General features: G+C 61.8%; 22 protein-coding genes. 9 read left to right on the forward strand and 13 right to left on the reverse strand.

Annotated elements, in window-relative coordinates:
* A complete protein-coding gene (locus tag PSH73_RS07995; RefSeq protein WP_305462204.1) occupies nucleotides 1-2,010 on the forward strand; it encodes a CocE/NonD family hydrolase in 2,010 nt (669 codons plus the stop codon).
* 50 nt (nucleotides 2,011-2,060) lie between these two features.
* Entirely contained in the window at nucleotides 2,061-3,029 is a 969-nt protein-coding gene (locus tag PSH73_RS08000; protein WP_169989425.1) for a LysR substrate-binding domain-containing protein, read from the forward strand.
* 46 nt (nucleotides 3,030-3,075) lie between these two features.
* Here PSH73_RS08000 and PSH73_RS08005 read toward each other — a convergent pair whose 3' ends face one another.
* Both PSH73_RS08005 and PSH73_RS08010 read right to left on the reverse strand, forming a co-directional pair.
* Nucleotides 3,076-4,209 carry a catalase family protein gene (locus tag PSH73_RS08005; RefSeq protein ID WP_120732304.1) on the reverse strand — a complete coding sequence of 378 codons (1,134 nt, stop codon included), beginning with the start codon at nucleotides 4,207-4,209 and terminating at the stop codon, nucleotides 3,076-3,078.
* A 29-nt stretch (nucleotides 4,210-4,238) separates the two neighbouring features.
* The gene (locus PSH73_RS08010) at nucleotides 4,239-6,047 is read right to left on the reverse strand and encodes a di-heme-cytochrome C peroxidase (RefSeq protein WP_120732306.1); all 1,809 of its coding nucleotides are present in this window, start codon (nucleotides 6,045-6,047) and stop codon (nucleotides 4,239-4,241) included.
* A 258-nt stretch (nucleotides 6,048-6,305) separates the two neighbouring features.
* On the opposite strand from PSH73_RS08010, the gene PSH73_RS08015 reads away from it, so the two are divergent.
* The 5 genes from PSH73_RS08015 (at nucleotide 6,306) to PSH73_RS08035 (ending at nucleotide 9,110) form a co-directional block, all read left to right on the forward strand.
* A complete protein-coding gene (locus tag PSH73_RS08015) occupies nucleotides 6,306-7,034 on the forward strand; it encodes an FKBP-type peptidyl-prolyl cis-trans isomerase (protein ID WP_057959025.1) in 729 nt (242 codons plus the stop codon).
* Between the two features lie 429 nt (nucleotides 7,035-7,463).
* Nucleotides 7,464-7,919 carry a YkvA family protein gene (locus tag PSH73_RS08020; RefSeq protein WP_032863275.1) on the forward strand — a complete coding sequence of 152 codons (456 nt, stop codon included), beginning with the start codon at nucleotides 7,464-7,466 and terminating at the stop codon, nucleotides 7,917-7,919.
* Nucleotides 7,920-8,016: 97 nt separating this feature from the next.
* Nucleotides 8,017-8,355 carry a helix-turn-helix transcriptional regulator gene (locus PSH73_RS08025; protein WP_115127719.1) on the forward strand — a complete coding sequence of 113 codons (339 nt, stop codon included), beginning with the start codon at nucleotides 8,017-8,019 and terminating at the stop codon, nucleotides 8,353-8,355.
* The gene (locus tag PSH73_RS08030; RefSeq protein ID WP_057440671.1) at nucleotides 8,352-8,723 is read left to right on the forward strand and encodes a hypothetical protein; all 372 of its coding nucleotides are present in this window, start codon (nucleotides 8,352-8,354) and stop codon (nucleotides 8,721-8,723) included. Before PSH73_RS08025 ends, PSH73_RS08030 begins: the two co-directional genes overlap by 4 nt.
* Nucleotides 8,724-9,110, forward strand: coding sequence for a tetratricopeptide repeat protein (locus PSH73_RS08035; protein ID WP_057440672.1), 387 nt, complete (start codon nucleotides 8,724-8,726; stop codon nucleotides 9,108-9,110).
* Nucleotides 9,111-9,119: 9 nt separating this feature from the next.
* On the opposite strand, the gene PSH73_RS08040 is transcribed toward PSH73_RS08035, so the two are convergent.
* Together PSH73_RS08040 and PSH73_RS08045 are read right to left on the reverse strand one after the other, a co-directional pair.
* A complete protein-coding gene (locus PSH73_RS08040; protein ID WP_057440674.1) occupies nucleotides 9,120-10,877 on the reverse strand; it encodes a bifunctional diguanylate cyclase/phosphodiesterase in 1,758 nt (585 codons plus the stop codon).
* Between the two features lie 118 nt (nucleotides 10,878-10,995).
* A complete protein-coding gene (locus PSH73_RS08045) occupies nucleotides 10,996-13,077 on the reverse strand; it encodes a carboxy terminal-processing peptidase (protein WP_169989423.1) in 2,082 nt (693 codons plus the stop codon).
* 138 nt (nucleotides 13,078-13,215) lie between these two features.
* Between PSH73_RS08045 and PSH73_RS08050 the strand changes: the two genes are divergently transcribed.
* On the forward strand, nucleotides 13,216-14,178 hold the full coding sequence (locus tag PSH73_RS08050; RefSeq protein WP_198792477.1) for a zinc-binding dehydrogenase: 963 nt from the start codon (nucleotides 13,216-13,218) through the stop codon (nucleotides 14,176-14,178).
* Nucleotides 14,179-14,327: 149 nt separating this feature from the next.
* Here PSH73_RS08050 and PSH73_RS08055 read toward each other — a convergent pair whose 3' ends face one another.
* The 6 genes from PSH73_RS08055 to PSH73_RS08080 form a co-directional block, all read right to left on the reverse strand.
* The gene (locus tag PSH73_RS08055; protein WP_120732310.1) at nucleotides 14,328-14,981 is read right to left on the reverse strand and encodes an HAD family phosphatase; all 654 of its coding nucleotides are present in this window, start codon (nucleotides 14,979-14,981) and stop codon (nucleotides 14,328-14,330) included.
* A gap of 31 nt (nucleotides 14,982-15,012) precedes the next feature.
* Entirely contained in the window at nucleotides 15,013-16,002 is a 990-nt protein-coding gene (locus PSH73_RS08060) for an ABC transporter ATP-binding protein (RefSeq protein WP_057445233.1), read from the reverse strand.
* Nucleotides 15,999-16,799: an ABC transporter permease gene (locus PSH73_RS08065; RefSeq protein WP_057440678.1), complete on the reverse strand. Its 801-nt coding sequence runs from the start codon at nucleotides 16,797-16,799 to the stop codon at nucleotides 15,999-16,001. The genes PSH73_RS08060 and PSH73_RS08065 overlap by 4 nt, the downstream gene beginning before the upstream one ends.
* The gene (locus PSH73_RS08070) at nucleotides 16,786-17,631 is read right to left on the reverse strand and encodes an ABC transporter permease subunit (protein ID WP_057959030.1); all 846 of its coding nucleotides are present in this window, start codon (nucleotides 17,629-17,631) and stop codon (nucleotides 16,786-16,788) included. Before PSH73_RS08070 ends, PSH73_RS08065 begins: the two co-directional genes overlap by 14 nt.
* Nucleotides 17,628-18,434 (reverse strand): alkaline phosphatase family protein, encoded by an 807-nt coding sequence (locus PSH73_RS08075; protein WP_057959031.1) that lies wholly within the window; start codon nucleotides 18,432-18,434, stop codon nucleotides 17,628-17,630. The genes PSH73_RS08070 and PSH73_RS08075 overlap by 4 nt, the downstream gene beginning before the upstream one ends.
* A 158-nt stretch (nucleotides 18,435-18,592) precedes the next feature.
* The gene (locus PSH73_RS08080) at nucleotides 18,593-19,660 is read right to left on the reverse strand and encodes an ABC transporter substrate-binding protein (protein ID WP_057440683.1); all 1,068 of its coding nucleotides are present in this window, start codon (nucleotides 19,658-19,660) and stop codon (nucleotides 18,593-18,595) included.
* Between the two features lie 349 nt (nucleotides 19,661-20,009).
* On the opposite strand from PSH73_RS08080, the gene PSH73_RS08085 reads away from it, so the two are divergent.
* Nucleotides 20,010-20,723, forward strand: a complete 714-nt coding sequence (locus tag PSH73_RS08085) for a UTRA domain-containing protein (protein ID WP_057959032.1) — start codon at nucleotides 20,010-20,012, stop codon at nucleotides 20,721-20,723.
* Here the strand turns inward: PSH73_RS08085 and PSH73_RS08090 are convergent.
* The 3 genes from PSH73_RS08090 to PSH73_RS08100 form a co-directional block, all read right to left on the reverse strand.
* Nucleotides 20,699-22,876, reverse strand: a complete 2,178-nt coding sequence (locus PSH73_RS08090; RefSeq protein ID WP_057959033.1) for a mechanosensitive ion channel family protein — start codon at nucleotides 22,874-22,876, stop codon at nucleotides 20,699-20,701. The two genes, PSH73_RS08085 and PSH73_RS08090, sit on opposite strands and share 25 nt — an antisense overlap.
* A 72-nt stretch (nucleotides 22,877-22,948) precedes the next feature.
* Entirely contained in the window at nucleotides 22,949-23,125 is a 177-nt protein-coding gene (locus PSH73_RS08095; RefSeq protein ID WP_162947716.1) for a hypothetical protein, read from the reverse strand.
* A gap of 307 nt (nucleotides 23,126-23,432) precedes the next feature.
* A complete protein-coding gene (locus PSH73_RS08100) occupies nucleotides 23,433-24,722 on the reverse strand; it encodes a M18 family aminopeptidase (RefSeq protein ID WP_029300406.1) in 1,290 nt (429 codons plus the stop codon).
* Between the last annotated feature and the right edge of the window lie 69 nt (nucleotides 24,723-24,791).

Here is a 24,791-nt window from a genome sequence, read left to right on the forward strand (position 1 = left end):
ATGGAAATCGTCACCGAATTTGCCTACAAGGTCCTTGAAATCGAGCACTGCCTGATCCCCCTGAGCGACGGCACGCAACTGGCAGCGCGTATCTGGCTGCCTGACACCGCCAGTGTGCAGGCCTTCCCGGCGATCCTCGAATACCTGCCCTATCGCAAGCGTGATGGTACGGCGCTACGCGATGCGCTGACCCATCCGTGGATGGCGGGGCAGGGCTATGTCTGCGTGCGGGTCGATATGCGCGGTAATGGCGAATCCCAGGGCCTGATGGCCGATGAGTACCTGTTGCAGGAGCAGGATGACGCCCTCGAAGTGATCGACTGGCTGTGCCAGCAGCCCTGGTGCGACGGCAACCTGGGAATGATGGGCATCTCCTGGGGCGGCTTCAACAGCCTGCAAGTCGCCGCGCGCCAGCCCGAAGCATTGAAGGCGATCATCACCCTGTGCTCCACCGATGACCGCTATGCCGATGACATCCATTACAAGGGCGGCAACCTGCTGCTGGAGAACTTCGGCTGGGCCGCGACCATGCTCAACTTCAGCGCGGCGGCGCCCGACCCGCTGCTGGTCGGCGATGCCTGGAAAAGCCTGTGGCAACAACGCCTCGACGCCATGCCGCTGCTGGCCGAGACCTGGCTGCAGCACCAGACCCGCGATGCCTATTGGCGTCACGGTTCGGTCTGCGAGGACTACTCGGCGATCAAGGCGGCGGTGTATGCCGTGGGCGGTTGGGGCGATGCCTACAAGAATGCGGTGCCGCGCCTGATGCAACATCTGCCGGGACCGAAGAAAGCCATGATCGGCCCGTGGATTCACAAGTACCCGCACTTCGCCGTGCCCAACCCGGCCATTGGCTTCCTGCAGGAGGCCAGGCGCTGGTGGGACCACTGGCTTAAAGGTATCGACAATCGGGTGATGGACGACGCTGCCTGCACCTTTTACCTACAGGATGTGCTGGCACCCAAGGGCAGTTATGCCGAGCGCCCAGGGATCTGGGTGCAGACCTCGGGCTGGCCCGATCCCCAGGTGCAATGGACCGACTACAGCCTCAACGACCATGGCCTCAGCCCCGGCCAGCAGGCACTGGGCGGCCCGCGCAGTATCTGTTCGCCACTGACCACCGGTCTGCACCAGGGCGAGTACTGCGCCATCTGGTTCGGCCCCGATGGCCCCACCGATCAGCGTCGCGACGATGCGCAGTCGCTGTGTTTCGACTCGCCGCCGTTGGCTGAACCCCTGGCGCTGCTGGGGGATGTGCGCTTGCACCTGCGCCTGGCCAGCGATACCCCCTGCGGGCAACTGGTGGCACGTCTGAATGCGGTGGCGCCCGACGGCCAAGTCACGCAGATCACCTACGGCGTGCTTAACCTTGTCCTACGTGAAGATTTCTCCCGTCTGACGCCGCCTGTGCCGGGCGAGCCCATGGACGTGCAATTGAACCTGGATCACGTCGGCGTGCGCGTGCCGGCCGGCCACCGCCTGCGTCTGGCCCTGAGTACCGCGAGCTTCCCGTTGCTGTGGCCCAGTCGCGAGTTGACCACCCTGACTGTGCTGCCCGCCGTGCAGCGTGTGCAATTGCCGATCTTCAGCGGCGCGGCCGTGCCGTGCCCGTTCGAGGCCCCGCAAGCGGCTAGCCCGGTTGCGCTGGAGATGCTGCGGGCGGCAGCGCCTAAACGCACCTTGAGCGAGGATGTGGGCAGTGGCGAAGTCTGCGTCACCATCGAGGACGACCTGGGCGCCGTGCGTTTCACCGAGCATGGCCTGGCGGTGGACCAGCGCTGTACCGAGCAATATCGCACCTTGCCCTGGGACCCGTTGTCGACCCAGGCCGATATCCACTGGCAGTACCGCGTCGAGCGAGCGCCGTGGTCGGTGGCGGTCGACAGCCGCCTGCAGGTGCGCGCCGACGCCCAGTGGTTCTACATTGAGGCGCAGCAGCAGGCCCTGGAAAACGGGGTGCAGGTGCATCACCGCACCTGGAGCAAACGGGTCGCGCGGGTCGCGTTGTGAGCGGGCAAATGGCAGGATGCCTGCTCATCTGATCAGCCACGGATCCCTGCATGTCGCGCCGAAATGTCGACCTTCCACCGCTCAATTGTTTGCAGACGTTTGAAGCGGCCGCCCGTCATCTGAGCTTTACCCAGGCGGCCCACGAACTGAACCTGACCCAAAGCGCGGTGAGCCGGCAGATCAAGCGCCTCGAAGAGGACCTGGCACGGCCGCTGTTTTATCGGTTGGCGTTGGGGCTGAGCCTGACCCCGGCCGGGGTGCGTTACTTTCGCACCATCCAGCGCCTGCTGCGCGAGCTCGACCGTGAGTCGGCGGAGCTGCGCCGACGCGGTGCCGATCGCCAACTGACCCTGGCCAGCACGCCGACCATCAGCTCGATCTGGCTCGCCGCGCTGCTGCCGGCGTTCCAGCATGCGCACCCGGACCTGGATATCCGCATCCTGTGCAGTGAAAGCCCGAGCCACCTGGATGTCAGCGAATATGACCTGGGCCTGTTCTACCACCTCGACGAACTGCCGGCGCCCCTTGGCCTGGAACTGACCCCGGTGTTTGCCAGCGAGCAGGTCATCGCCGTGTGCAGCCCCGCCTACATCGAGCGTTATGGCGCGATACGCGACGCCCAACACCTGTTGCACAGCCATACCTTGTTGATCGTCGAGGACCACTATCACGATTGGTTGACCTGGACCGACTGGTTCGCCGATATCGGCGCGCAATACCACACGCCCCGGCACGCTTTGCGCACCAACAGCTATCAGTTGCTGATGCAGTCGGCGGTGATGGGGCATGGCGTGGCCCTGGGCTGGAAGCGCTTGCTCGAAGGCGAGCTGGCTGCCGGGCGCCTGCAACTGGCCTTGGCGCACCACATGCACAGCCGTGGCCGCCTGCAACTGATGCAACCACAGCATCGCAACCCGCCTTCGGCAGCGCGTAGTTTTCAGCAATGGTTGCTGACGGCGTCCGATACAACGCCGCAGGGGCTGTTCGGTGGGAGCGGGCTTGCCCGCGATGATCGTTAACGATGACGCGGTGAGGCGTTCTTGCTGACGTCAGCGCGGGCGTTGTTCACGGGGCGTTGCGGCTATGCCGATAATCACTCACCGCTTCATACACCGCCTTGCGCAGCCGATTGATCCCCCCAATCGGCCGGTGCTCTTCCACACCAAACCATGGGTTGAACGACTGGTTGTCGCAGGCCAGGTTCAAGGCTGGGGTATCAAAGTCCTGCGCCGGAATGCGGATTTTTGCCACGCTCTCGTAGGGCGCGTCGCTTTCCTTCCATTCGATGCTGGTGTCTTCGATGGGCATGTATTTCTGTGGGTTCTGGCGCTGGATCTGCAACACAAAACACGCGTCGACCCGGTCGGTGGACAACTGCTGGCTCAAGGCGCTGCGCAGGAAGTTCGGCAAGTCCTGGTTCTGCTTGGGCAAGCTGTACTCCGGGCAGCTTTGCGGGTCCGGGGCGACGCGGAACTTGGCGTTGGCCGTGCCAAATTTGTAGGGCGATACCGAAAAGTATGTCGCCTCGGTCGGGCTGGCGGGGGCCGGCGCCAACGTCGCCAGGGCGATGAACAGATGGCGCACCTGCCAACTGCGCGGGTCGAGGCTGGGGAAAAACGCCATGGCCTTCTTGCCATCGGCCTGGGCCCCGACGTTCTGCGCGTATTCCGCCACGTCGCTGACAAAGAAGTTGGGGTGGCTGAACATCACAAAGTCCTGCTCGGTGCGCGCCTGCTGATCGGACAGCAGTTGCTTGCCCGGCACGTCCAGCAGTTTGATCGCCAAGCCGCGGGCGTCGCGGATGCTATCGAACTGTGGATAAGCGTTGCCGTTGGACAGGCGCATCATCGCCTGCCAGGTCTTGCCCGGCTCGGCGAACACGCCCTGGCGCAGCGCCGGGTCGAGACCTGGCAGCACACTGACTTCGGCCTTCACGCAGCCATGGGCCTTGGCATGGGCATCACGCAGGTAGCGGGTGCCTTCGCGGTGCTGGTCGACGATACGCACGGCCGTCTGAATGATGCCTTGGGTCATGGCGGCTTCGCCGGGTGGAATCTGTTCATCGGCCGACACCGGGCCGCGGTGGTGCCAGGCAAACCACAGGGTCGCCAGCAACCAGCCGAGCAAGCCCAGGCCCACCAGCCATAACAGCGTCTTGCCGAGAAACGCGCCGAGGCGCAGCCACAGTCGAGCGAGCATGGAACGGTCCTTGTATCGAAATGGGGAAGTCATGGCAGTTGTTGCTCCAGGGGGCCGCCCAGTACTTTGAGGTATTCCAGCAGCGCCCAGCGCTCCTCAGGCTCCAGGCCCCGGCCAATTACCCCATTGCCACGCTTGCCGGCGCGGAATTCGTGGCCGCTGTTGTGGTTGCCGGTGATGCGGGTATCGAACAGGAACGCATTTTTAAAGGCTTCGGTGCGATAACCCAGGTGACGCGGGTTGTAATCGAAGGTGCCTTTATAGAAGGTGCGGCTGCGCTCGTACTGGGGCGAAAGCAACTGGTAGATCGTCGGCACCGAACCATTGTGCAGGAACGGCGGCGTGGCCCACACGCCAGCCAGGGGGCGGGCCTTGTAGGCGCGCAGTTCGCGCACGCCGATAGGCAGGCCGTAGCCGTCCAGGCGCGGGCGTTCGGCCGGGGTGATGCCGGCGGCGCGGTAGGCGTGCTCTTCGACAAACGCCGTGACATAGGCCAGGCCCTTGGCCACGGACAGGCTGCGCAAGTCCAGCGGTTCGGTCGGCGTCGGGTGCAACTCCACATTCAACTGCGCCAGTTCGGCCGGGTCCCATTGCAGGGCGCTGAGGTCGTAGCGCTGGTCGGCAATGTTGCTGGCGGTGCCTGGGTCGGTGCCGATGTAGTCCACTGGCAGCATCTTCAACTGCTGCACCGGGCGCCCGTTGACTTCGCTCACGCTGGGCACATGGCAAGCTGCGCAGTTCTCTGCGAACAGCGCGCGGCCACGGGCGGCCAGGGGTTTGTCGATGGTGCCGAACAGCGCTTCAGGCCAGGTCGGCGGCTTGAGCCGTTGCAGGGTTTCTTCGATGCGGTTCAGGTCACGCACGCGTACGCTGGAAGGGTAGCGTGCATCGCCCTTGAGCGGCTGGCCGGCGTTGTCGAAGAACGCCAGGGTCGCGCCTACGCCCAAGGCTTCGCCGATATTGCGCGCCATGGGTTGCTGGGCCGAGCCGTTCCATTGCACCCAGTCGAAGGTCCACATGTCCCACAGTTGCGGGTAGTCCACCGGCGCGTTGGCGATGCGGTAGTTGTCCGGCGAAATCGCATCACCAAAGCTCGCGTTGGCGATGCGGCCGAACGCATCGGTGCGCCCCGGGCCTTCTTCGGTGGGGTAGAGACCACGGTGGGTATCGTTCCAGGCCACCTTGAGGAAGTTGTCCAGGGACTTTTTGAAGTCCTGGCGCAACTGATCGTACTGGGCGTCGTATTGATCCCCCAGCACGCTGTGGGCGAAGCGCCTGAACTTCAGCGGGTTGTAATAGGTGGAGGCGAGACTGGCCACCAACGCCTGGCCGAAGCTGCCACCGCGCAGGGTCGGCACGCTGGAGGGCAGCACATGCTGTGCAGCGCCGCCGTCGATGCGCAGGGCCTGGCCATTGAAGTGCAATTCGCCGGTGTGGCAGGCGGCACAAGTGATATCGAGAAACTCGTCGTCGCTGCCGGCATTCTTGTGCCGGGCGAAGCCGACGGGCAGGTTGCCAGGGTTCTGGGCTGTGGCCTGTTGTCGCGGGTCCACGAGGAAACCGAAACGCGCCAGGTTGGCCGGTTCGGCAAAACGCTGCTGGGAAAACGGCAGCTCCAGCGCGGTGAACCAGTTATAGCGCAGGCCCTTGACCTGGGTGCCCTGGGGCGTGAAGTAGTAGACCTGGCGGTCGGTGGCGGTCCATTGGTCCTGGTAGTGCACCTGCTGCACCGGCACGTAATCCGGCAGCTTGGGGTTGACCACGTAATAGAGGACCACGGCCAGGGCCAGTCCCATAAATGACAGGATCAGGAGTAAAACACGGGAAAAAATGCGCAAGATAACTATCCTTGTCGAGTTGTTGCGTCCTTATGCCACCGAGCGTAGCAGGCGGCAAGTAGCCATGATCGGTCTGTTGCGGCGGTTTTCGGCTTGCCTGCTGTCCTTCGCCGGGCTTTGGGGCAGATGAAAATGCTTTTAAACACGTGAACTTATCAGAAGTTTCCTGCTCACATGCCGGTAGCCATTGGTCGTGGCCGCCTGATAAGCTCGCGACTTTATTCGAATGCCCTTTTGGCGCATGAACAAGGAAATAGCATGAAACAGCATCGGTTGGCGGCGGCGGTGGCCCTGGTTAGCCTGGTACTTGCGGGTTGTGATTCGCAAACCAGCGTAGAGCTGAAAACCCCGGCGCAGAAAGCTTCCTACGGTATCGGCCTGAACATGGGCAAAAGCCTGGCTCAGGAAGGTATGGACGACCTGGACTCCAAGGCCGTGGCCCAAGGCATCGAAGATGCCGTCGGCAAGAAAGAACAGAAGCTGAAAGACGAAGAACTGGTGGAAGCGTTTTCCGCACTGCAGAAGCGTGCTGAAGAACGCATGACCAAGATGAGTGAAGAGTCGGCAGCTGCCGGCAAGAAATACCTCGAAGAAAATGCCAAGAAAGACGGTGTAGTCACCACCGCTTCCGGTCTGCAGTACAAGATCGTGAAGAAAGCCGAAGGCGCCCAGCCCAAGCCAACCGACGTAGTGACTGTTCACTACACCGGCAAGCTGACCAACGGCACCACCTTTGACAGCTCCGTGGATCGCGGTAGCCCGATTGACCTGCCGGTCAGCGGCGTGATCCCGGGTTGGGTCGAAGGCCTGCAACTGATGCACGTGGGTGAGAAGGTCGAGTTGTACATCCCGTCCGACCTGGCCTATGGCGCCCAGAGCCCGAGCCCGGCAATTCCAGCCAACTCCGTACTGGTCTTCGACCTGGAGCTGCTGGCAATCAAGGACCCGGCCAAGGCCGATGCGCCTGAGGCACCGGCTGCCAAGTAAGCCGCTGCAAAACACCCAACGCCCCGTTTTACGGGGCGTTGTTGTTTCTGGTGTGGGGCTTGATCCAATCCGTATGGAAGCTGTCGAGCGCTGGCGAGGCTGCGATAGCGGTGCAGGCAACACTCCTGTTGGCCATGCCGCCGCCATCGCAGCCTCGCTGGGGCTCGATAGCTCCCACAGTTGACCGTGGGGCAAATCAAAACGAACACCTGCGACTTAGAGCAGTCTGATGCAATACCTCGGCACGGCTAGCCGCAGGCGCGCTTCAAGTCAATGAATTCTTGGGTTTTTTTTATGTGCGCAAAAAACGCCCGATCTGACTCAGGGCCTTGTATTACGTGGCTTTCAGCCGCGAAAATGGGCTCTGTTCACAAGGTTATCCACAAGTTGTGTGGATAACCTTTTCTCTTGCCTGGAACTGGAGTGACGATGAAAGCACCCTGGAATTTCACCCGCTTCCTGCCGTTGGCCGCCCGCCTGATCGGGCGTGGGCGCCTGCCCACCCTGTTGTTCGCTGTGGCTGCCAAAGGCTCAAGCCAGGGCAATCGCCTGGGTAAGCTCAAGGACGACCTGAAGCTGCTTCAGGCGCTGTGCCTGGCCTACTGGCGTGGCGAGTACCGGGCTATTAGCCCCAAGGCGCTGATCTCGGTGGTGGCGGGGCTGATGTACTTCCTCAGCCCGATTGATGCGATCCCGGACTTCTTGCCCATGTTCGGCATGCTCGATGACATTGCGGTACTGGCCTGGGTCATGAAGAGCCTGGACGGCGAGTTGAGTGCCTTCCGCGCCTGGCGTGAACGCCAGCGCCCGGAGAAGCTGGTGGTGGTGGAGCGTCTGCCCGCAACGCCGCAGCTTCTGGAGCAGGAAAACCCGAAAAAAAACTGAAGGCGCGGATTATCCCCCTGCGCTCTTTGGGGCTGTTAGGATTACACTCCTAAGGAAAGTACTTACTTCGTAAGTGTTGTGATCCTACGGGGCAGTCATGGATATACAAATCATTTCACGGGATGGCGAACCCGAATACGCGGTTCTGCCATGGGCTCAGTACCAGGCGCTGCTAAAAGCCGCCGGTGTGCCGCAACCCGCCACTTCTTCCGCACAGACCCCTCCCGTCGCTACCGAGCAGGACTTGCGTCCCCTGGCACAATTGCGCAGCCTGCGCGAAGCCAAAGGCCTGGCCATCGAGACCTTGGCCCGCACCGTGGGCATCAGCCCGTCCTACCTGGGGTTGATTGAAAGTGGTGAGCGCCAGCCGGATGCTGCGATTCGTCGCAGCCTGGCCTGGGAGTTGGGGATTGCGGGTTGGAGGGATGAAGTGTGAGTGTGCGCATCAGTCGTCAACATTGGGATGGGTTGCTCAATGAACTCGATCAGGCCCGTCGCCAGCGACATCTTTTGACCTACCGTGCGTTGCTGGAGCGTCTGCAATTCCCCACGCCAGCCATGCAAACCCTGACCGCCGCCCTGGAGCACCTGGCGGCTCTGGATGCCAAGGCTGATCAACCGCTGCGCAGTTCACTGGTGATCAGCCAGGGCGCCAGCCGCTTGCCGCGCACCGGTTTTTTTGAATGTGTCGAGCGCCTCGGGCGCTTTTGCGGACCGTCCGATGGCGTTGCTGCGGCGTCGTGGCATGCCTCGGAAGTGGTGCGTGTGTTCGAGTACGAATATCCTGAGTCAGCGGAGGCCTGAGTGTTCTGGAAGCTTAAAGCGTACGCCAGCTATTGGTTGGCCCGCAGGTTGTTTCATTGGTCATGGTTTGTGCGTCAGCCCCGTGGCTGGCACTGGCTGGAGGGTCAGTTTGCGCGCATGGCCAACCTGGGTAATGTCGAGGCCCAAAGTTTCTATGGGCATATCCTGACCTTTCGCGGCCAAGGGCTTGGCGCGCGGGAAGAGGGCGTGCGCTTGCTGCGCCTGGCGGGCCAGGCCGGTGATGGCAAGGCCGCTTATCAGGTGGGGGTGTTGAGCCTGGCGGGCAGCCTGGGCAAGGCCCCAGACCCGGCCGAAGCCGCACGCTGGTGGACCATTGCCGCCAAGGCCGGGCATCCGCTGGCGCAGATACGCCTGGAGCAGTTGTAAGGGCCGGCCTTACAGAAGTTCGCGGCTGTCGAGGACGTGGATGCTGTAGCCGGCCACGTTCTTGGCGTGATGCTTGGCCTGCGAGGCCAGTTCCGCCAACTGGCTGGCATCCAGATATCCACAGCTCAGCGGATGCAGGTGCACCACGCCAATGGACAGCGACAGCAAGGCAAACTCCTGGCGCACCCCCTGGCGATTCAGGGCGATAAAACAGCCCGCGTCCAAATGCTCGCTGCGGTAGAAGCGCCGGCATTGGGTCTGGAAATCGTCCACCAATTGGTTGAGACGCTTGCGCCAGTCCTGGGCACCCAGTACCAGGAGAAAATCATCGCCGCCGATATGCCCGACAAAATCGCGGCTGGGGTCCACCCGGTCGTTCAGGCACTGTGCCAGGCACAGCAATACCTCATCGCCTCGGCCATAGCCGTAGATGTCATTGAACGGCTTGAAACTGTCGATATCCACATAGCAAATCACCGATTCGCGCTGCTGCTGCAACAGTCGCGTCAGGCACTGCTGGATCGGCACGTTGCCCGGTAGCAGGGTCAGTGGGTTGGCGTAGCGCGCCTGCTGGATTTTCAGTTCGGTAATCAGCTTGAGCACGTCGATCACTCGTCCCAGGCCCAGGTAGTTGCCGTTCTGGGTGATGATGAAATCTTCTTCGATGCGCTGCCGCGCGCGGCTGGTCAGCAGGCGGCTGACCTGTTGCAACGACTGGCTCAACTCCACGGCCAGGAAGTCGTCGCTCATCAGGCGGCTGATCGGCTTGCGCGCAAACAGGTCGGTGGCAAATGGCTTGAGCAGGACGTCGGACAACGAGTGCCGATGCACGATGCCGATGGGCTGGCCGCGCCCATCCAGGACCGCCAGGGAGTTGAGATTGGCCTGGCTGCGAAACGCTTCCAGGACTTTTGCTGTGGCGGTGTCCTGGGCCACGGCCGGTTGCTCGTTGAGCAGGGCGCTGAGGTCACTGGCGTCTTCATTGAGCGAGACGCTGGTGCTGTCAGGCTTGGCCAGCATCAACCTTGCTTCGATCGGCGGATGTTCCTGGGGACGGCACAGCAGGTAGCCCTGGATCAGGTCCACGCCCATTTCCGTGAGCACCGCCAGTTCCTCCGGCAACTCGATGCCTTCGGCAATCACCTGTGCGCGGGAGGCCTTGGCGATCTGTAGGATCGAGCCGACGAACTCGCGCTTGAGCGCATCCTGATGAATGCCGTCGATAAAGTGCCGGTCGATTTTCACGTAGTCCGGGCGTAACTCAGACCACAGGCGCAGGCTGGAGTAACCGGCGCCCAAGTCATCCAGGGCAATCGAAAAACCCATGTCGCGGTAGTGGTGCAGGGCGGTCTGCAGCAGTTGGAAGTCGTCGGTCGGCGCTTGCTCCGTGAGTTCGATCACGATCTGGCTGGGCGCGATTCCGTACTCGCGCAGCATCTGCAGGGTGCGCCCCGGTTGATGGGTGGTTTCCAGCAGGGACTCGGGTGAGACGTTGAGAAACAGCTTGCCTGGCAGCGCCTGCTCGCTGAAGCGCTTGCAGGCACTTTGCCTGCAGGCTATCTCCAGTTCATTCAGGCGTCCGGCCTGGCGCGCCACGCAAAACAACGCAAGGGGCGAGTGCAGCGGGCTGTTGGACGGGCCGCGGCTCAGGGCTTCGTAGCCAAGGATACGGCGTTCGCTGAGGCTGATAATCGGTTGGAACAGACTGTGCAGACTGCCTTGAGCCAGGATGGAGCCCAGGGCATGCAGCTGTTCGGTCATGGTCATGATGATCTCGGTCGAAAAAAAAGGACCGGGTGCCTGGGGCACCCGGTCCTTTATTTCACGACAGAATGATGTCTGTTTGATGACGCTCAGTGGAGCGGAGACATTAAATTGCCATCATCTACTGCTTGGCGACTGCCTTACTGGTTTTCAGGTAGTCCAGCAGAATCCGCCCGGTCTCGCTCAGGTAGGCGTCGTCTTCCGGCTTGGTCTTTTCAGGTTCGGTCGGCAGCGCGTCTTCGTCTTCTTTCTTCAGCTCCTTGAGCGGGTCTTCACCCTTGGCCTTGCGACGGATGTTTTCCAGGGCCAGTTGCTGGTTCTCGATCGCAGTGTGCTGCGCGCGACGGTCCACTTCATTGAGGCTGACGGTCTTCTCGGCCATCAGCTTCTTGGCCAGGGCCAGCTTGTCGCGGATAAACACAAACTCGGCATCCTTGGCGGAGCGCAGGTCATGTTCGGCCTTGAGCTGGGCCAGGTACGGCTTGAAGGGATCGGACGCCGGCTTGATAGCCGGGCGGATGGTGTCCCACGGCATGGCTTCAGGCAGGGCGCTTTCGCCGATTTCCTTGGTGTCGATGAGCGACGGGAAATCAATGTCCGGCAGTACGCCCTGGTGCTGGGTGCTCTGGCCGGAAACCCGGTAGAACTTGGCCAGGGTCAGCTTCAGTTCGCCATGGTTAAGCGGCTGGATTGTCTGCACTGTGCCTTTGCCGAAGGTCTGGCCACCGATGATCAGCGCGCGGTGGTAGTCCTGCATCGCGCCGGCAAAAATCTCCGAGGCCGAGGCCGAGAGACGGTTGACCAGCAGTGCCAGCGGGCCCTTGTAGAAGGCACCCGGGTTTTCGTCTTCGAGCACATCCACGCGGCCGTCAGCGTTGCGCACCAACACGGTCGGACCCTTGTCGATGAACAGGCTGGTCAGCTCGGTGGCTTCCTGCAACGAGCCGCCGCCGTTGTTGCGCAGGTCGATGACCACGCCGTCGACCTTCTCTTTGGTCAGCTCGGTGAGGATTTTTTTCACATCGCGGGTGGTGCTCTTGTAGTCCGGATCGCCGGCACGGAAGGCCTTGAAGTCCAGATAGAACGCCGGGATCTCAATGATGCCCAGCTTGTAGTCCTTGCCATCCTGCTTGAGGTTGAGGACTTTCTTCTGCACAGCCTGGTCTTCGAGCTTCACCGCTTCGCGGGTGATCGACACGATCTTGCTGGTCTGGTCATTTGGCGCATTGGTGTGGGGAATCACTTCCAGGCGCACCACGCTGCCCTTGGGCCCGCGGATCAGCTTGACCACTTCGTCCAGGCGCCAGCCGACCACGTCGACCATCTCTTTGTCAGCCTGGGCCACGCCGATGATCTTGTCGGCCGGGGCGACCTGCTTGGTCTTGTCCGCAGGGCCTGCCGGCACCAGGCGCACGATCTTCACCTGATCGTTGTCGCTCTGCAGCACGGCCCCGATGCCTTCGAGGGACAGACTCATGTTGATATCAAAATTTTCCGCGTTATCTGGCGACAGATAATTGGTGTGCGGATCGTAGGACATCGCGAAGGTGTTGATATACGCCTGGAAGATATCCTCGGCGCGGGTCTGGTCCAGGCGGCTCAATTGATTCTTGTAGCGCTTGGTCAGCAGCTCCTGGATCGCCTTGGGCTCTTTGCCGGCGATCTTCAGGCGCAGGACTTCATCTTTGACGCGCTTGCGCCACAGGTCATCCAGGGCGGCGGTGCTGGTCAGCCATGGGGCCTCCTTGCGATCCACCAGCAGGGTTTCCTTCTGGGTGAAGTCGAGCTTGTCGACGCCTTTGTTCAACTCACCCAGAGCGAAGTCCAGACGCGCTTTGACACGGTCCAGGTAACGCTTATAGATGGTGAAGCCAGGTTGCAGGTCGCCGCTCTTGAGGAAGTCGTCGAACTGGGTCTTCCATTTGTCGAACTCGGCCACATCGCTGGCCAGGAAGTAGCTGCGCGAGGGATCCAGCAGCTTGAGATAGCTGTCATAGATAATCACCGAGCGCGCATCGTCCAACGGCGGTTTGCTGTAATGGTGGCGCTTGAGCAACTCAACGACGTTAAGGCTGGCAATCACCTCATCGCGATCAGGCTGAAGTTTGTCCCAGCTGTTGGCTGCGAACGTATTGGTCGACAGCGGCAACAGGCCGAGACCAATGAAAAGAGCGAGGGCGGTACTGGGGAACAAATGCTTCATGCTGATTCGACGCGGGGGCAATTGATAACGCATATTAGGCCGTCTTTGAAGTCGCCGGTTCCATTTGGGCCGGTCGCATAATGCAAAAAGCCCGGCGCTACAGCAACGGGCTCAGTCCAGACTCACTATGGAGGCACTGTGAAAGCATTGCAAGGCGTTGAAGGTCATGTGGAGTGGGTTGAGACCCCGAGTCCTACGTGCGATGTAGGGCAAGTTCGCATTCAGGTGGCGGCAGCCGGCCTGAATCGGGCGGATTTATTACAGCGTGCAGGGCTCTATCCGCCACCGCCCGGGGCCAGCGAGGTGCTGGGCCTGGAGTGTTCCGGGGTAATCAGCGAGGTTGGCGCCGGCTCGTCCTGGCAAGTGGGGGACCGGGTCTGTGCGCTGCTGGCGGGCGGCGGCATGGCCCATGAAGTGGTGGTGGATGCGCGCCACGTGCTGCCGGTGCCGGAAGGTCTGTCCCTGGCCGAAGCCGCTGCGCTGCCCGAGGTGTACAGCACCGCCTGGCTCAACCTGTTCCAACTGGCGGCGCTCAAGCCCGGGGAAAAGGTGCTGTTGCACGCTGGTGCCAGTGGTGTTGGCTCGGCAGCGATCCAGCTGTGCAAGGCCTTTGGCAGCCCGTGTTGGGTCAGCGTCGGCTCGGCGGACCGCCTGGCCTATTGCGAAGACCTCGGCGCCCAGGGCGGTGTGGTACGTACCGACGGCATCGAGAGCCTGGGGGATTTTGGCCCGTTCGACGTGATTCTCGACCCGGTGGGCGGCAACTATGCGGCCATTAACCTCAAACTCCTGGCCCGCGATGGGCGTTGGGTATTGATCGGCTTGATGGGCGGGCGCGAGGCCCAGTTGGACCTGGCGCAGGTGCTGGCCAAGCGCGTGCAGGTGCTGGGCTCGACCTTGCGCAGCCGTGATGATCAATTCAAAGCGGATCTGTTGAGCGATCTGGGCCAGCAAGTGTGGCCGTTGTTTGGCGAAGGGCGGCTGAGCCCGCAGTTGGCCAAGACCTTCCCGATCAAGGACGCGGAAGCAGCGTTTGCGGAGCTGGCGACCAACCAGATTTCCGGGAAGCTGGTGCTGGTGATCGACGAGAGCCTGGTTTGAGGCCAGTCCAGGGTTGAAATGCAGCCCAAGGTGGGAGCGGGGCTGCTTGCGATAGCGGTGTGTCAGTAACAGACCTTAACTTGATACACCGCTATCGCAGGCAAGCCAGCTCCCACATTTGATTGGGTTTCAATGCCCAAAATGGGCCTTCAGGCCCACTGGTGGATCGGCCATCCGGCCTGTTCTGCGTGGGCCTGCAGCACCGGGTCCGGGTTCACCACCTGCGGGAAATCGACCTTGCTCAACAGCGGCAAGTCATTGCGCGAATCCGAATAGAAATACGCACCCTCCAGGCTTTCACCTTCCTGCTCCAGCCATTGCGTCAAGCGGGCGACCTTGCCTTCACGGTACGTCAGTACACCCACGGTCTTGCCGCTGTACACCCCGTGGGCTACGTCCAGTTCAATCCCCAGTACTTCATCAATGCCAATGCGTGCGGCAATCGGCGTGACCAGGTGCGTGCCCGAGGCCGAGATCACCAGGATCCGGTCCCCGTTCTGCCGGTGGCGGGCGATGGTCTTGGTGGCGTCGCTGTAGATCAGCGGCTCGATAATATCTTCCACCCACGGCTCGACCAGGTGCGCGACTTCTTCCGGGGTGCGCCCGATCATCGGTTCCAGGCTGAAGTCCATGAACTCTTCCATGGCCAGCTCGCCGCGGCTGTAGGCGGCCATCAGTTCGTTGTTCTTGCGCATGAACGAATCGGGGTCCACCCAGCCCAGGCGGCCCATTTGTTCGCTCCACAAGGTGGCGCAGTCGCCGTGGATCAGGGTGTCGTCCAGATCAAAAATTACCAAAGCCATCAGTCATGCTTCCTCAATAAACACTGCATCCTCAGGCTACCTCACACAGTGCGCTGGGATCGATGGAAAGTGCCAGGCGTTGCCCGTCTGGGTGAAGATCCTGGGCCGAGCGGTTGAGTACGTCCACCACCAATTCAACGCCCCGGGCTTCGACGCGATAGCGAATCACATTACCCAGCAGGCTGTGGCTGCGCACCAGAGCGTCCAGCTCACCGTTGCGGTTCAGTTCGATGGACTCGGGACGGATCGCAATACGGCTGCTGACCGGACGCTGCAATAGCTTGCTGGCCTGCTCGGCGTCCAGCAGGTTGTAGTTGCCGATAAAACCGGCGGCGAAGGCGTCCACGGGGGCGGTGTACAGGGTTTCAGCGTCGCCGCTTTGTACGATCTTGCCCTGGTTCATCAGGAAGATGCGGTCGGACATGACCAGGGCTTCTTCCTGGTCATGGGTCACAAAAATCGTGGTCAGCCCCAGTTCGCGCTGGATCTGACGGATCTGCTCGCGCAGGTGTTTGCGAATCCGCGCATCCAGTGCCGACAGCGGCTCATCGAGCAGCAGCAGGCGCGGGCGGGTGACCAGGGAGCGGGCGAGGGCGACGCGCTGGCACTGGCCGCCGGACATCTGGTGCGGATAGCGCCCGGCCAGGTCCTTGAGCTCGACCAGTTGCAGCACTTCCTGCACCCGCTGGTGGCTGTCATCGGCGTTGACCTTCTGCATACGCAGGCCGAAGGCGACGTTCTGTTCCACGGTCATGTTGGGGAACAGCGCGTAGCTCTGGAACACCATGCCGATATGGCGCTTCTGCGGGCTCAGCGGCACGATATCCTGGCCGTCCAGGAGGATCTGCCCACTGTCCACCGGCGTCAGCCCGGCGATGCAGCGCAGCAGCGTGGATTTGCCGCAACCGGACGGGCCAAGCAGGGTGACGAATTCGCCCTTGGCGATCTGGCAGTTGATATCACTGAACACCGGGGTGGCGGCGTAGCTTTTTTGCAGGTGCTGGACGCTGACGAAGCTCATTGGCTTTTGTCCTTGTTCAAGAAGTTGGCGGCCCAGGTGAGCAGCAGCACGAAAAGGAAATAGGAGATGACCACGGCGCTGGTGAAGTGGCCGCTGCTGTTACGCATGTTGTTGAGGTACACCTGCAAGGTCTCGTAGCGCGTGCCGACAAGGATGTTGGCGAACACAAACTCGCCGAACAGGAACGAGAACGACAGCAGCAACGCCACCATCAAGCCCTTGCGCAGGTTTGGCAGCACCACCAGGATCGCCGCCTGCCAGGTGCTGGCGCCGAGCAGTTGGGCGGCGTCCATCAGGTCACGCAGGTTGATCGCCTGCAGGTTGTTGGTGATCGCGCGGTACATGAACGGCAGTGCCACGGTGAAGTAGCAGCCAATCAGGATCCACGGTGTGCCGACCATCGCCAGCGGCCCCGAGCCATACAGCTGTAACAGGCCCACCGAGGACACCACCGGTGGCACCGCGAAAGGCAGCAGGATCAGGATATTCATCAGCGCGTCGAGCCTGGGGAAGTGGTAGTGCACCACGAACAGCAGCGGCAGGATCAGCACCACCGACAGGATCAGTGCGCCGACACACACCAGCAGCGATTGGCCAAAGGCATGCAAAAAGCGCGGGTCGCTCCACAGCTGTACATACCATTCAAAGGTAAAACCGGCGGGCAGGATGGTGGCCGACCAACTGCTGGCAAGGGAGTACACCAGGGTGCCAATCAGCGGCAGCACCAGGATCGCGAACAGCAGGTACACCACCACGCGATGATAGAGGGCGACGGGGCTGGCTTCAGCGCGAGACATGGTAGCTCCTCTTGAGCAGCAGTTGATGGACCACGGTGACCACGGTCATCAGCGCCACCAGGATGACGGCCAGGGCGCTGGCCATGTTCGGGTCCAGGGAAATATCGCCGGAGACCATCGCCGCAATGCGGATCGGCAGCACGTTGAAGTTGCCGGTGGTCAACGCATACACCGTGGCATAGGCGCCCAGGGCATTGGCCACCAGGATCACGAAGGTGCCCAGCAACGCCGGCGTCAGCACCGGCAGGCCGATATGCCGCCAGTACTGCCAGCCATTGGCGCCCAGGAGTGCTGCGGACTCGCGCCAGTCTTCACGCAGGGCATCGAAGGCCGGGTACAGCAGCAACACGCCCAGGGGGATCTGGAAATAGGTGTACAGGATGATCAGGCCGGTCTTGGAGTACAGGTTGAAGTCCTGAATGATCCCGGCCTGCTTGAGCATGATGGTGATGCTGCCGTTGAACCCCAGCAGGATGATGAAGGCAAAGGCCAGGGGCACGCCGGAGAAGTTGCTGGTCATGTTGGCGAAGGCAGTGACGAAGTTGCGCAGCGGCGAATCCACCTTGCGCAACGAGTAACTGCCGAGCACGGCAATGATGATGCCGAAGACGCTGGAGTAGAAACTCAGCTCCAGGCTGTACTGGATCGCCTGCAAGTAGAACTTCGAGCTGAAGATCTTGCTGAAGTTGGCCAGGCCCCAGCCGAATTCTTCCGATTGCAGGCTGTTGACCATCACCCAGAACAGCGGCGCGATCTGGAACACGATAAAAAACAGGGCGAAAGGCACCAGGCACAAGGCGGCCAGCCACTTACCACGGATCACTGAACTCACTTCAACAGCTCCTGGCAGACAGGTTTGTCGTGGGCAACGCCAAGCAGGGCGCAGACGGTGCCGCAGATATCGGTTTGCCTGGGTTGGGCCTCGGGCTCGAGGCTGAAGGCATCACCGAACACAAACAGCGGCACTTCGCGCTCTTCCGGCAGCAGGCCGTTGTGGGAGCGGTCGTTGTTCATGCCGTGGTCGGCGGTGACCAGCACCTGGTAGCCGGTGTCGAGCCAGCCTTGCAGGTAGTCGGCGAGGATGACGTCCGCCGAGCGGGCGCTGTTGCGGTATTGCGCGGTGTCGAGGCCGTGCCTGTGGCCGGCGTCGTCGATGTTCATCGGGTGTACCAGCAAAAAGTTCGGCGCGTGCTTGAGGCGCAGGCTCTCGGCATCGGCAAACAGGTGAGCGTCGGGGTAATGATCGCTCCAGTAGAAGTGCCCGTGCTGGATTGCCAGCGCCGGGTCGTCGGTATGCCGGTCGCGGGCGGCGATAAACGGCGAGCGGTTATACAGCTCGCTGACCCAATGGTAGGCCGCCGCCGCAGTGGTCAAGCCGGCGTCGGTGGCGTAATGGAAAATGCTGCGCTGGTTGGACAGGCGCGAGACGTTGTTGTGGACAATGCCACTGTCGATCGGCGTTACGCCGGTCAGGATGCATTCGTACAGCGGGCGCGACAGGGCGGGCAATTCGCATTCCAGCTTGTACAGCGCTGCGCGCCCGGCGCCGACGTAGGCCTGGAGATGCCCCATGGCATGCCGGGCAACCTCGTAATTGAGGCCGTCGAGCACCACAAGGATGACGTTGTGCTTCATAGGGGCAGGGGCTCCGCGACAAATTGGGCTTGATTCGGTGGATCTTCCGGAAACGGATCAACTGTGGGAGCTGGCTTGCCGGCGATAACGGTGCATCAGCCGATACACGTGCTGAATGTCATACCGCTATCGCCGGCAAGCCAGCTCCCACCCGGGGCTTATTGCATGTTGATGATGACTTCTTCCTGCCACTTCTGCGGCAGCGCCTTGGAGGTCTTCTCCCAGGCATCGGCGTCCTTGATCGGAGTCACGCCTTTGTATTGCTCGTCAGGCAGCAGCTTGGCTTTCACTTCAGGTGGCAGGGTCAGGTGTTCGGCACGGATCGGCCGCGCATTGCCCTTGGCCAGGTTGATTTGCCCGGCATCACTGAAGATGTATTCGCGGGTCAGCTTGGCCGCGTTGGGGTGCTTGGCGTATTTATTGATGATGGTGGTGTAGCCGGAAATCACCGAGCCATCCGAGGGGATCAGCACCACGTAGTCATCCGGGTTGGCCATCTTGGCCTTGTAGCTCAGGCCGTTGAAGTCCCAGACCACGCCCACTTCCACTTCGCCCTTTTCCATGGTGGCGATGGTCGGGTTGGCCAGGGAGATACGGCCCTGCTTGGCGATTTCGGCAAACATCAGCAGCGCCGGCTGGATGTTCTTCTCGTCGCCGCCAGTGGCCAGGGCGGCGGCCAGTACACCGTTGGCGGCCTGGGCGGCGGTGCTCACGTCACCAATCGAAACCTTGTATTTGCCGGTTTTCAGGTCAGACCATTTGGTCGGCACTTCGGAGCCGTGCAACAGCTTTTTGTTGACGATAAACGCAATGGTGCCGGTGTAGGCCAGGGCCCAGTTGCCGTCCTTGTCCTTGGCCCAGTCCGGGATCTGTTCCCAGGTGCTTGGCTTGTAGGGTTGGGTCACGCCCTGCTTGACCGCAATCGGCCCGAAGGCTGCGCCCACGTCGCCGATATCGGCGCTGGCATTGTCTTTTTCTGCGGCGAACTTGGCGATTTCCTGGGCCGAGCTCATATCGGTGTCCATGTGCTTGAGGCCGTACTTGGCCGCCAGGTCTTCCCAGGTGCCTTTCCAGTTGGCCCAGTTATCGGGCATGCCGACGCTGTTCACAGCGCCTTCTGCCTTGGCGGCAGCTTCCAGGGTTTTCAAATCGGTGTCAGCGGCCATGGCGGCGGTGCACATGGCAATGGTCGAGCCTAACAGTGATGCCAGGAAAAGCTGTTTCATCCGAAGCTCCTTTGGGCGTTTTCAACGCTGCGATTTTTTGATGGCGCGGTGGGTTTGGTCTAGGTCAGCAATACACGAGCCAATTTAGGCGCGATGGATGACAGTTTTATGTCGGTGTCGTTTTTAAAGCGCCTGGGCAGGTACTTGCCGGGTAAGCGTAGACCAAGGCCAGGCCCCCGTAATTCTTGGACTTGGCCGATGTATTGCAGGGCGTGTGGGGCAGTGTCACGAGGCGCTGTCATCTGTCGGTCATGTGTGATGCCTAGGCTGGCATGCAACAGCCGCCGCTCATTCCAGGGGCATTTGGCGCACCCAAACAGTGCTGGCCTAGTCCAGATAGGTAACGTTGATGCGTGATGAGGCAACCAAAGCGGTGACAGCCATTGGCCTGGCGCTGCAAGAGCAGATCAGCCACGGTTTGTTGAGCCCGACGAGCAAGCTGCCCGCCGAGCGCAAACTCAGTGAGTTGTTTAGTACCACCCGCATTACGGTGCGCGAGGCCTTGCTGCAACTGGAGGCTCAGGGCCAGATCTACCGCGAGGAGCGCCGTGGCTGGTTTGTCTCGCCGCCCCGGTTGGCCTACAACCTGATGCAGCGCAGCCACTTCCACGCCATGGTCAGCGCCCAGGGGCGAGTGCCTTCTACCGAAGTCATCTCGGCACGCCTGCAACCGGCTTCGGCCGCGGTCTGCGCGTGGCTGCAACTGCCGGCACTGTCCAGCGTGATCCAGATCTGCCGGCGGCGGCGTATTGATGGGCGGCTGGTGCTGTATGTGGAGCACTACCTCAACCCCCAGTATTTTCCGGGGATCCTGGCGTGTGACCTGAACGAGTCGATGACCGAGTTGTACGCCCGCAAGTACGACCTGCACTACGGGCGCGTGCGCTTTGAGATTGTGCCGACTTCTCTACAGGTAGAAGCGGCAGCCGCCTTGAAAGTCTCGGCGGGCAGCCCCGGGCTGCGGATCGCCCGGGTCAATTACGATCAGCATCAGCGCCTGATCGACTGCGATCTGGAGTTCTGGCGCCATGATGCGATTCATGTCGGGGTGGATGTGACCTGAGCTTCCTGCGGCCCACTCGCCGCCGTCACCACTTGCACGCTCAAGCGCGGCATCGCCAGGTCCATCCCGGCCTCATCGAGGTGGCGCTTGAGCGACAGGTTGAACGCCCGCGACACTTCCCACTGCTTGATCGGCGCGGTCTTGAAGCGCGCACGCAGGATGGCGTTGCCGGACTCGAAGCTTTCCACACCCTGGAACTCCAGGGGCGACCAGATATTGCGGCGTTGCAGCGGGTCGGCGCGCATTTTCTGGCCGACGTCGCGCATCAGCTTGATCGCGGTGTCGATGTCCATGCTGGCTGGCACCGCTACGCGGAAAATCGCGTAGCCGAATTCCCGCGAGTAGTTCTTGATGCTCTTGATCTCGCTGAACGGGATGGTGTGGACGATGCCGTCGATATCGCGCAGGCGCACGGTACGGATGGTCAGGCCCTCGACGGTGCCAAGGTGGCCGCCGACATCCACATAGTCATCAATGGCCAGGGAGTCTTCGATGATGATGAACAGGCCGGTGATCAAGTCCGCCACCAGTGACTGCGCACCAAAACCGATGGCCAGGCCGATCACACCGGCACCGGCCAGCAGGGGCGTGACGTTCATGCCCATGTTCGCCAGGGCGACAATGGCGGCGATGATGAAGATGGTCACGAACAGCACGTTGCGGATCAACGGCATCATGGTCTGCGCCCGCGCATTGGCCAGGCCTTTGCGCGAGCGGGTGAGGGCGTGGTGGATCGCGGTGTCGCTGAGGATCCAGATCAGCCAGGCAAACAGCAGGGTACCGGCAAGGCCGAACAGCTTGACGCTGATTTCATGTCCGTCGCCTTCGGTAAAGCGGATCAGCGACCAGCCCCAGACCCGCAGGCCGAGTTCGATAAACACCAGCCACACCATCAGATGGGCCAGGGTGTAGACAAAGCTTTTCAGGCGCTCGGAATACAGCGCATGGCGCTTGTGCCCGCGCTGGGGCTTGAGGGCGTGGCGGCGCACCAGGCCGTTGATCACCATGCACAGCACCAGCAACACCGTGCACAGCAATGATTGGCGCAAGGCGGTGCTGGTATCGCCGGCCGACACGAAGGTGGCAAACAGCGAAATGCCCACCAGCAGCAGCGCGGGCAGGTACCAGAAGGTGCCGACGATCTCGATCGTATCGCTCAATGCGCGGCGGGTCAGGCGCCGGGACAGTGGCTGGTTGCGGATCAGGTGGGCGATGGGCCGGCGGAAACGCAGGATAAACACGCCGGTGGACAGTGCCGCGAGGACATTGGCGACGGTCGCGGCGCTGTGGGCCAGGTGGGTACCCAGGGCTTCGGTCAGGCGCGGATCACTCAAGGCCTCGCCGAAAGCGGCGAAGCTGCCGATCAGCCACAGCGGGCGAAACGCCTGGTGGCGCAGGATATACAGCGCCCGGTGACGGTGCGGGCCGTCGAGCACGGAAAAGGCGATGACGCAGATCGCTGAAAAACACGTGCCGACCACCAGCGCGTACGCCAGCACCATCGCCAGGGATTTGCCCAGGGACGAGGGCAGGGCGTAGCTGAGGTAGACGGTGATCACCAGGGCAATCAGCCAGGGGCCGAGCTTGCGCAGGGCAAAGCGCAGCATGTCCCAGGTCTTGGGGTGTTGCGGCAATTCTTCACTGAGGCCAAAGCGCAGGCGCACCCGATGGCTGAGCCAGATCAGCGCGGCCGCGAGCAGGCTCCAGAGCATCAGCACCACGGCAAAGCCAAAGATAATCGGCAGCCATTCGCTGGCGGGCAGCATCAGCGCGCCCAGCTCGGTCCTGGCCTGGGCGAATTCGACGGACCAGCGATTGAGTGGGCTGTCGGCGCCGGACAGCTGTTGCTCCAGGCTGGCCAGGGTGCCGCCGATCAGGCTCAGCACCCCTTGCTCGGCAGCCGGCTGGGCTTTTTTCGTGGCTTCGCGCAGCTTTTTCAGGTCGGCCAGCAGCTTGGTGCGCTGCTGGTCGTTTTCCAGGGTCTTGATCACCTCGTCCAAAGACTGCCCCAGCGGCACGTCGGCCTGTGGCTGGGCTTTGGTGGTGCTGCCCAGCATGCCGGGCAGGCCGACCGCCTGGGCAGGGGCGATGGGCAACAGGATCAGCAGGCAAAGGAGCAGGCAGTGTGGCAGAGCAAACAGACGGGCAAGCACGAGGCGGTCAACCTTGAATACGATGGATCGCCCGAGTGTACGAGGGCGCTATGCCCAATGCGAGTGCATTTATTATTCGGCCAGTTTCGCCAGGATCCGGTAGACGATGGTGGCGAGGATCAGCAGCATGCCGATCCACATGCCAAATACACCGAGGTTTTTGTCGCGGAAGTTGAAGCCAACGGCCAGCAGGATCATGCCCGTGAGGATGGGGATGAGCATGGCGTGGAAGGCGGACATCGGGATCATGGTGGGGACGGCCTTGTCGTTGAGGGATGAGTGTCAGTCTAGGCGGGATTGGCGCGGGGTGCCTTGATGTGTGTCAGATAGCGCCGCAGTGCGGTGGGAATCGCCATCGCGGGCAAGTCCTAATGCCGTTCAGTTAAGCGCAGATCCCCGGTGGGAGCGGGCTTGCTCGCGAAAGCGGTGGGGCAGTCAACATCAATGTTTGCTGGGCGGACGTCTTCGCGAGCAAGCCCGCTCCCACATTTGATCTTCGCTGCTTTGAGTATTGCGTTCGCTTAACTGATCGGCTTGAGGGCAAGCGCCGCCCCTTTCAGGGCAGGTCGCGACTTGCGTAAAACGCACTCAGCACCTTTACCAGGTGCGCCAAATCGTGGCTGCCGCACAACTCGCGGATCGAGTGCATGGCGAATGTCGGCAAGCCGATATCCACGGTGCGCACGCCCAGGTGGCTGGCGGTAATCGGGCCGATGGTCGAGCCACAGCCCATGTCACTGCGCACCACGAAGCTCTGCACCGGCACTTCTTCAGCCATGCACAGGTGGCGGAAGAACCCGGCGGTTTCGCTGTTGGTGGCGTAGCGCTGGTTGCTGTTGACCTTGATTACCGGGCCGGCATTGAGTTTCGGGCCATGGTTGGCGTCATGCTTGTCGGCATAGTTGGGGTGGATGCCGTGGGCATTGTCGGCAGACACCAGCAGCGACTTCTGAATCGCCCGTACGAACTCATCACCTTCAGGCAGCAGGCGACGCAGGGTCTGTTCCAGCATCGGGCCGTCGGCACCGCAGGCCGAGCAGGAGCCGACTTCTTCGTGGTCGGTACATACCAGCACGCAGGTTTCGTCGGTCTCGCTGGTGAGCAGGGCTTGCAGGCCGGCATAGCACGACAGCAGGTTGTCCAGGCGGGCACCGGCGATAAAGTCGCCATGCAGGCCAATCACCGCTGCGCCCTGGGTGTCGTAGAAGCTCAACTCGTAGTCGAGCACCACATCAGCGTTCAGCCCATGTTCGCGGGCCAGTTGGTCGGTGAGCACGGCGCGGAAGTCCACGCGCTCATCACCGGCAAACTGCGCGAGGATCGGCGGCAGCTCGGTCTGGGCATTGATCGCCCAGCCCTGGTTGGCTTCACGGTTCAGGTGGATGGCCAGGTTGGGGATGATGGCAATCGGCAGTTTGAAGTCGATCAACTGGCTTTCGACCTTGCCGTCACGCCGGAACGTCACGCGGCCGGCGAGGGAAAGGTCGCGGTCGAACCACGGTGCCAGCAGCGCACCGCCATAGACTTCCACACCCAACTGCCAGAAGCCCTGGCGTTGCAGTTCAGGTTGCGGCTTGACCCGCAGGCACGGGCTGTCGGTATGGGCGCCGACCAGGCGGATGCCGTCGTGCAGGGGCGACTGGCGGCCCATCTTGAAGGCGATGATCGAGGAGTCGTTGCGGGTCACGTAGTAGCGACCGTTGGCCTCGGTGGTCCACGTTTCGCGCTCGTCGAGGCGCTGGAAACCGGCAGCTTCCAGGCGCTGGGCGAGGGCCGCAGTGGCATGAAAGGGAGTGGGAGAGGCCTTGAGGAAGTCGATCAGGCCTTGATTCAACGCTTCGCGCATAAGTAGCTCCAGACAGCAATGCGCGGAGTTTACCGTATTGGCTCAGGATTTGGCTTGAAGCTACTTTCT

It is taken from the genome of Pseudomonas sp. FP2294 (genome assembly GCF_030687625.1).
Classification (GTDB): domain Bacteria; phylum Pseudomonadota; class Gammaproteobacteria; order Pseudomonadales; family Pseudomonadaceae; genus Aquipseudomonas; species Aquipseudomonas shahriarae.

What these genes read in the sequence shown, in the direction of transcription:
- PSH73_RS08075 (WP_057959031.1), bottom strand. Translation starts at nt 18,434, where the DNA reads ATGAAGCACAACGTCATCCTTGTGGTGCTCGACGGCCTCAATTACGAG.
- PSH73_RS08015 (WP_057959025.1), top strand. Translation starts at nt 6,306, where the DNA reads ATGAAACAGCATCGGTTGGCGGCGGCGGTGGCCCTGGTTAGCCTGGTA.
- PSH73_RS08065 (WP_057440678.1), bottom strand. Translation starts at nt 16,799, where the DNA reads ATGTCTCGCGCTGAAGCCAGCCCCGTCGCCCTCTATCATCGCGTGGTG.
- PSH73_RS08085 (WP_057959032.1), top strand. Translation starts at nt 20,010, where the DNA reads ATGCGTGATGAGGCAACCAAAGCGGTGACAGCCATTGGCCTGGCGCTG.
- PSH73_RS08060 (WP_057445233.1), bottom strand. Translation starts at nt 16,002, where the DNA reads ATGAGCTTCGTCAGCGTCCAGCACCTGCAAAAAAGCTACGCCGCCACC.
- PSH73_RS08040 (WP_057440674.1), bottom strand. Translation starts at nt 10,877, where the DNA reads ATGACCATGACCGAACAGCTGCATGCCCTGGGCTCCATCCTGGCTCAA.
- PSH73_RS08000 (WP_169989425.1), top strand. Translation starts at nt 2,061, where the DNA reads ATGTCGCGCCGAAATGTCGACCTTCCACCGCTCAATTGTTTGCAGACG.
- PSH73_RS08025 (WP_115127719.1), top strand. Translation starts at nt 8,017, where the DNA reads ATGGATATACAAATCATTTCACGGGATGGCGAACCCGAATACGCGGTT.
- PSH73_RS08080 (WP_057440683.1), bottom strand. Translation starts at nt 19,660, where the DNA reads ATGAAACAGCTTTTCCTGGCATCACTGTTAGGCTCGACCATTGCCATG.
- PSH73_RS08045 (WP_169989423.1), bottom strand. Translation starts at nt 13,077, where the DNA reads ATGAAGCATTTGTTCCCCAGTACCGCCCTCGCTCTTTTCATTGGTCTC.
- PSH73_RS08005 (WP_120732304.1), bottom strand. Translation starts at nt 4,209, where the DNA reads ATGCTCGCTCGACTGTGGCTGCGCCTCGGCGCGTTTCTCGGCAAGACG.
- PSH73_RS08055 (WP_120732310.1), bottom strand. Translation starts at nt 14,981, where the DNA reads ATGGCTTTGGTAATTTTTGATCTGGACGACACCCTGATCCACGGCGAC.
- PSH73_RS08020 (WP_032863275.1), top strand. Translation starts at nt 7,464, where the DNA reads ATGAAAGCACCCTGGAATTTCACCCGCTTCCTGCCGTTGGCCGCCCGC.
- PSH73_RS08100 (WP_029300406.1), bottom strand. Translation starts at nt 24,722, where the DNA reads ATGCGCGAAGCGTTGAATCAAGGCCTGATCGACTTCCTCAAGGCCTCT.
- PSH73_RS07995 (WP_305462204.1), top strand. Translation starts at nt 1, where the DNA reads ATGGAAATCGTCACCGAATTTGCCTACAAGGTCCTTGAAATCGAGCAC.
- PSH73_RS08095 (WP_162947716.1), bottom strand. Translation starts at nt 23,125, where the DNA reads ATGATCCCGATGTCCGCCTTCCACGCCATGCTCATCCCCATCCTCACG.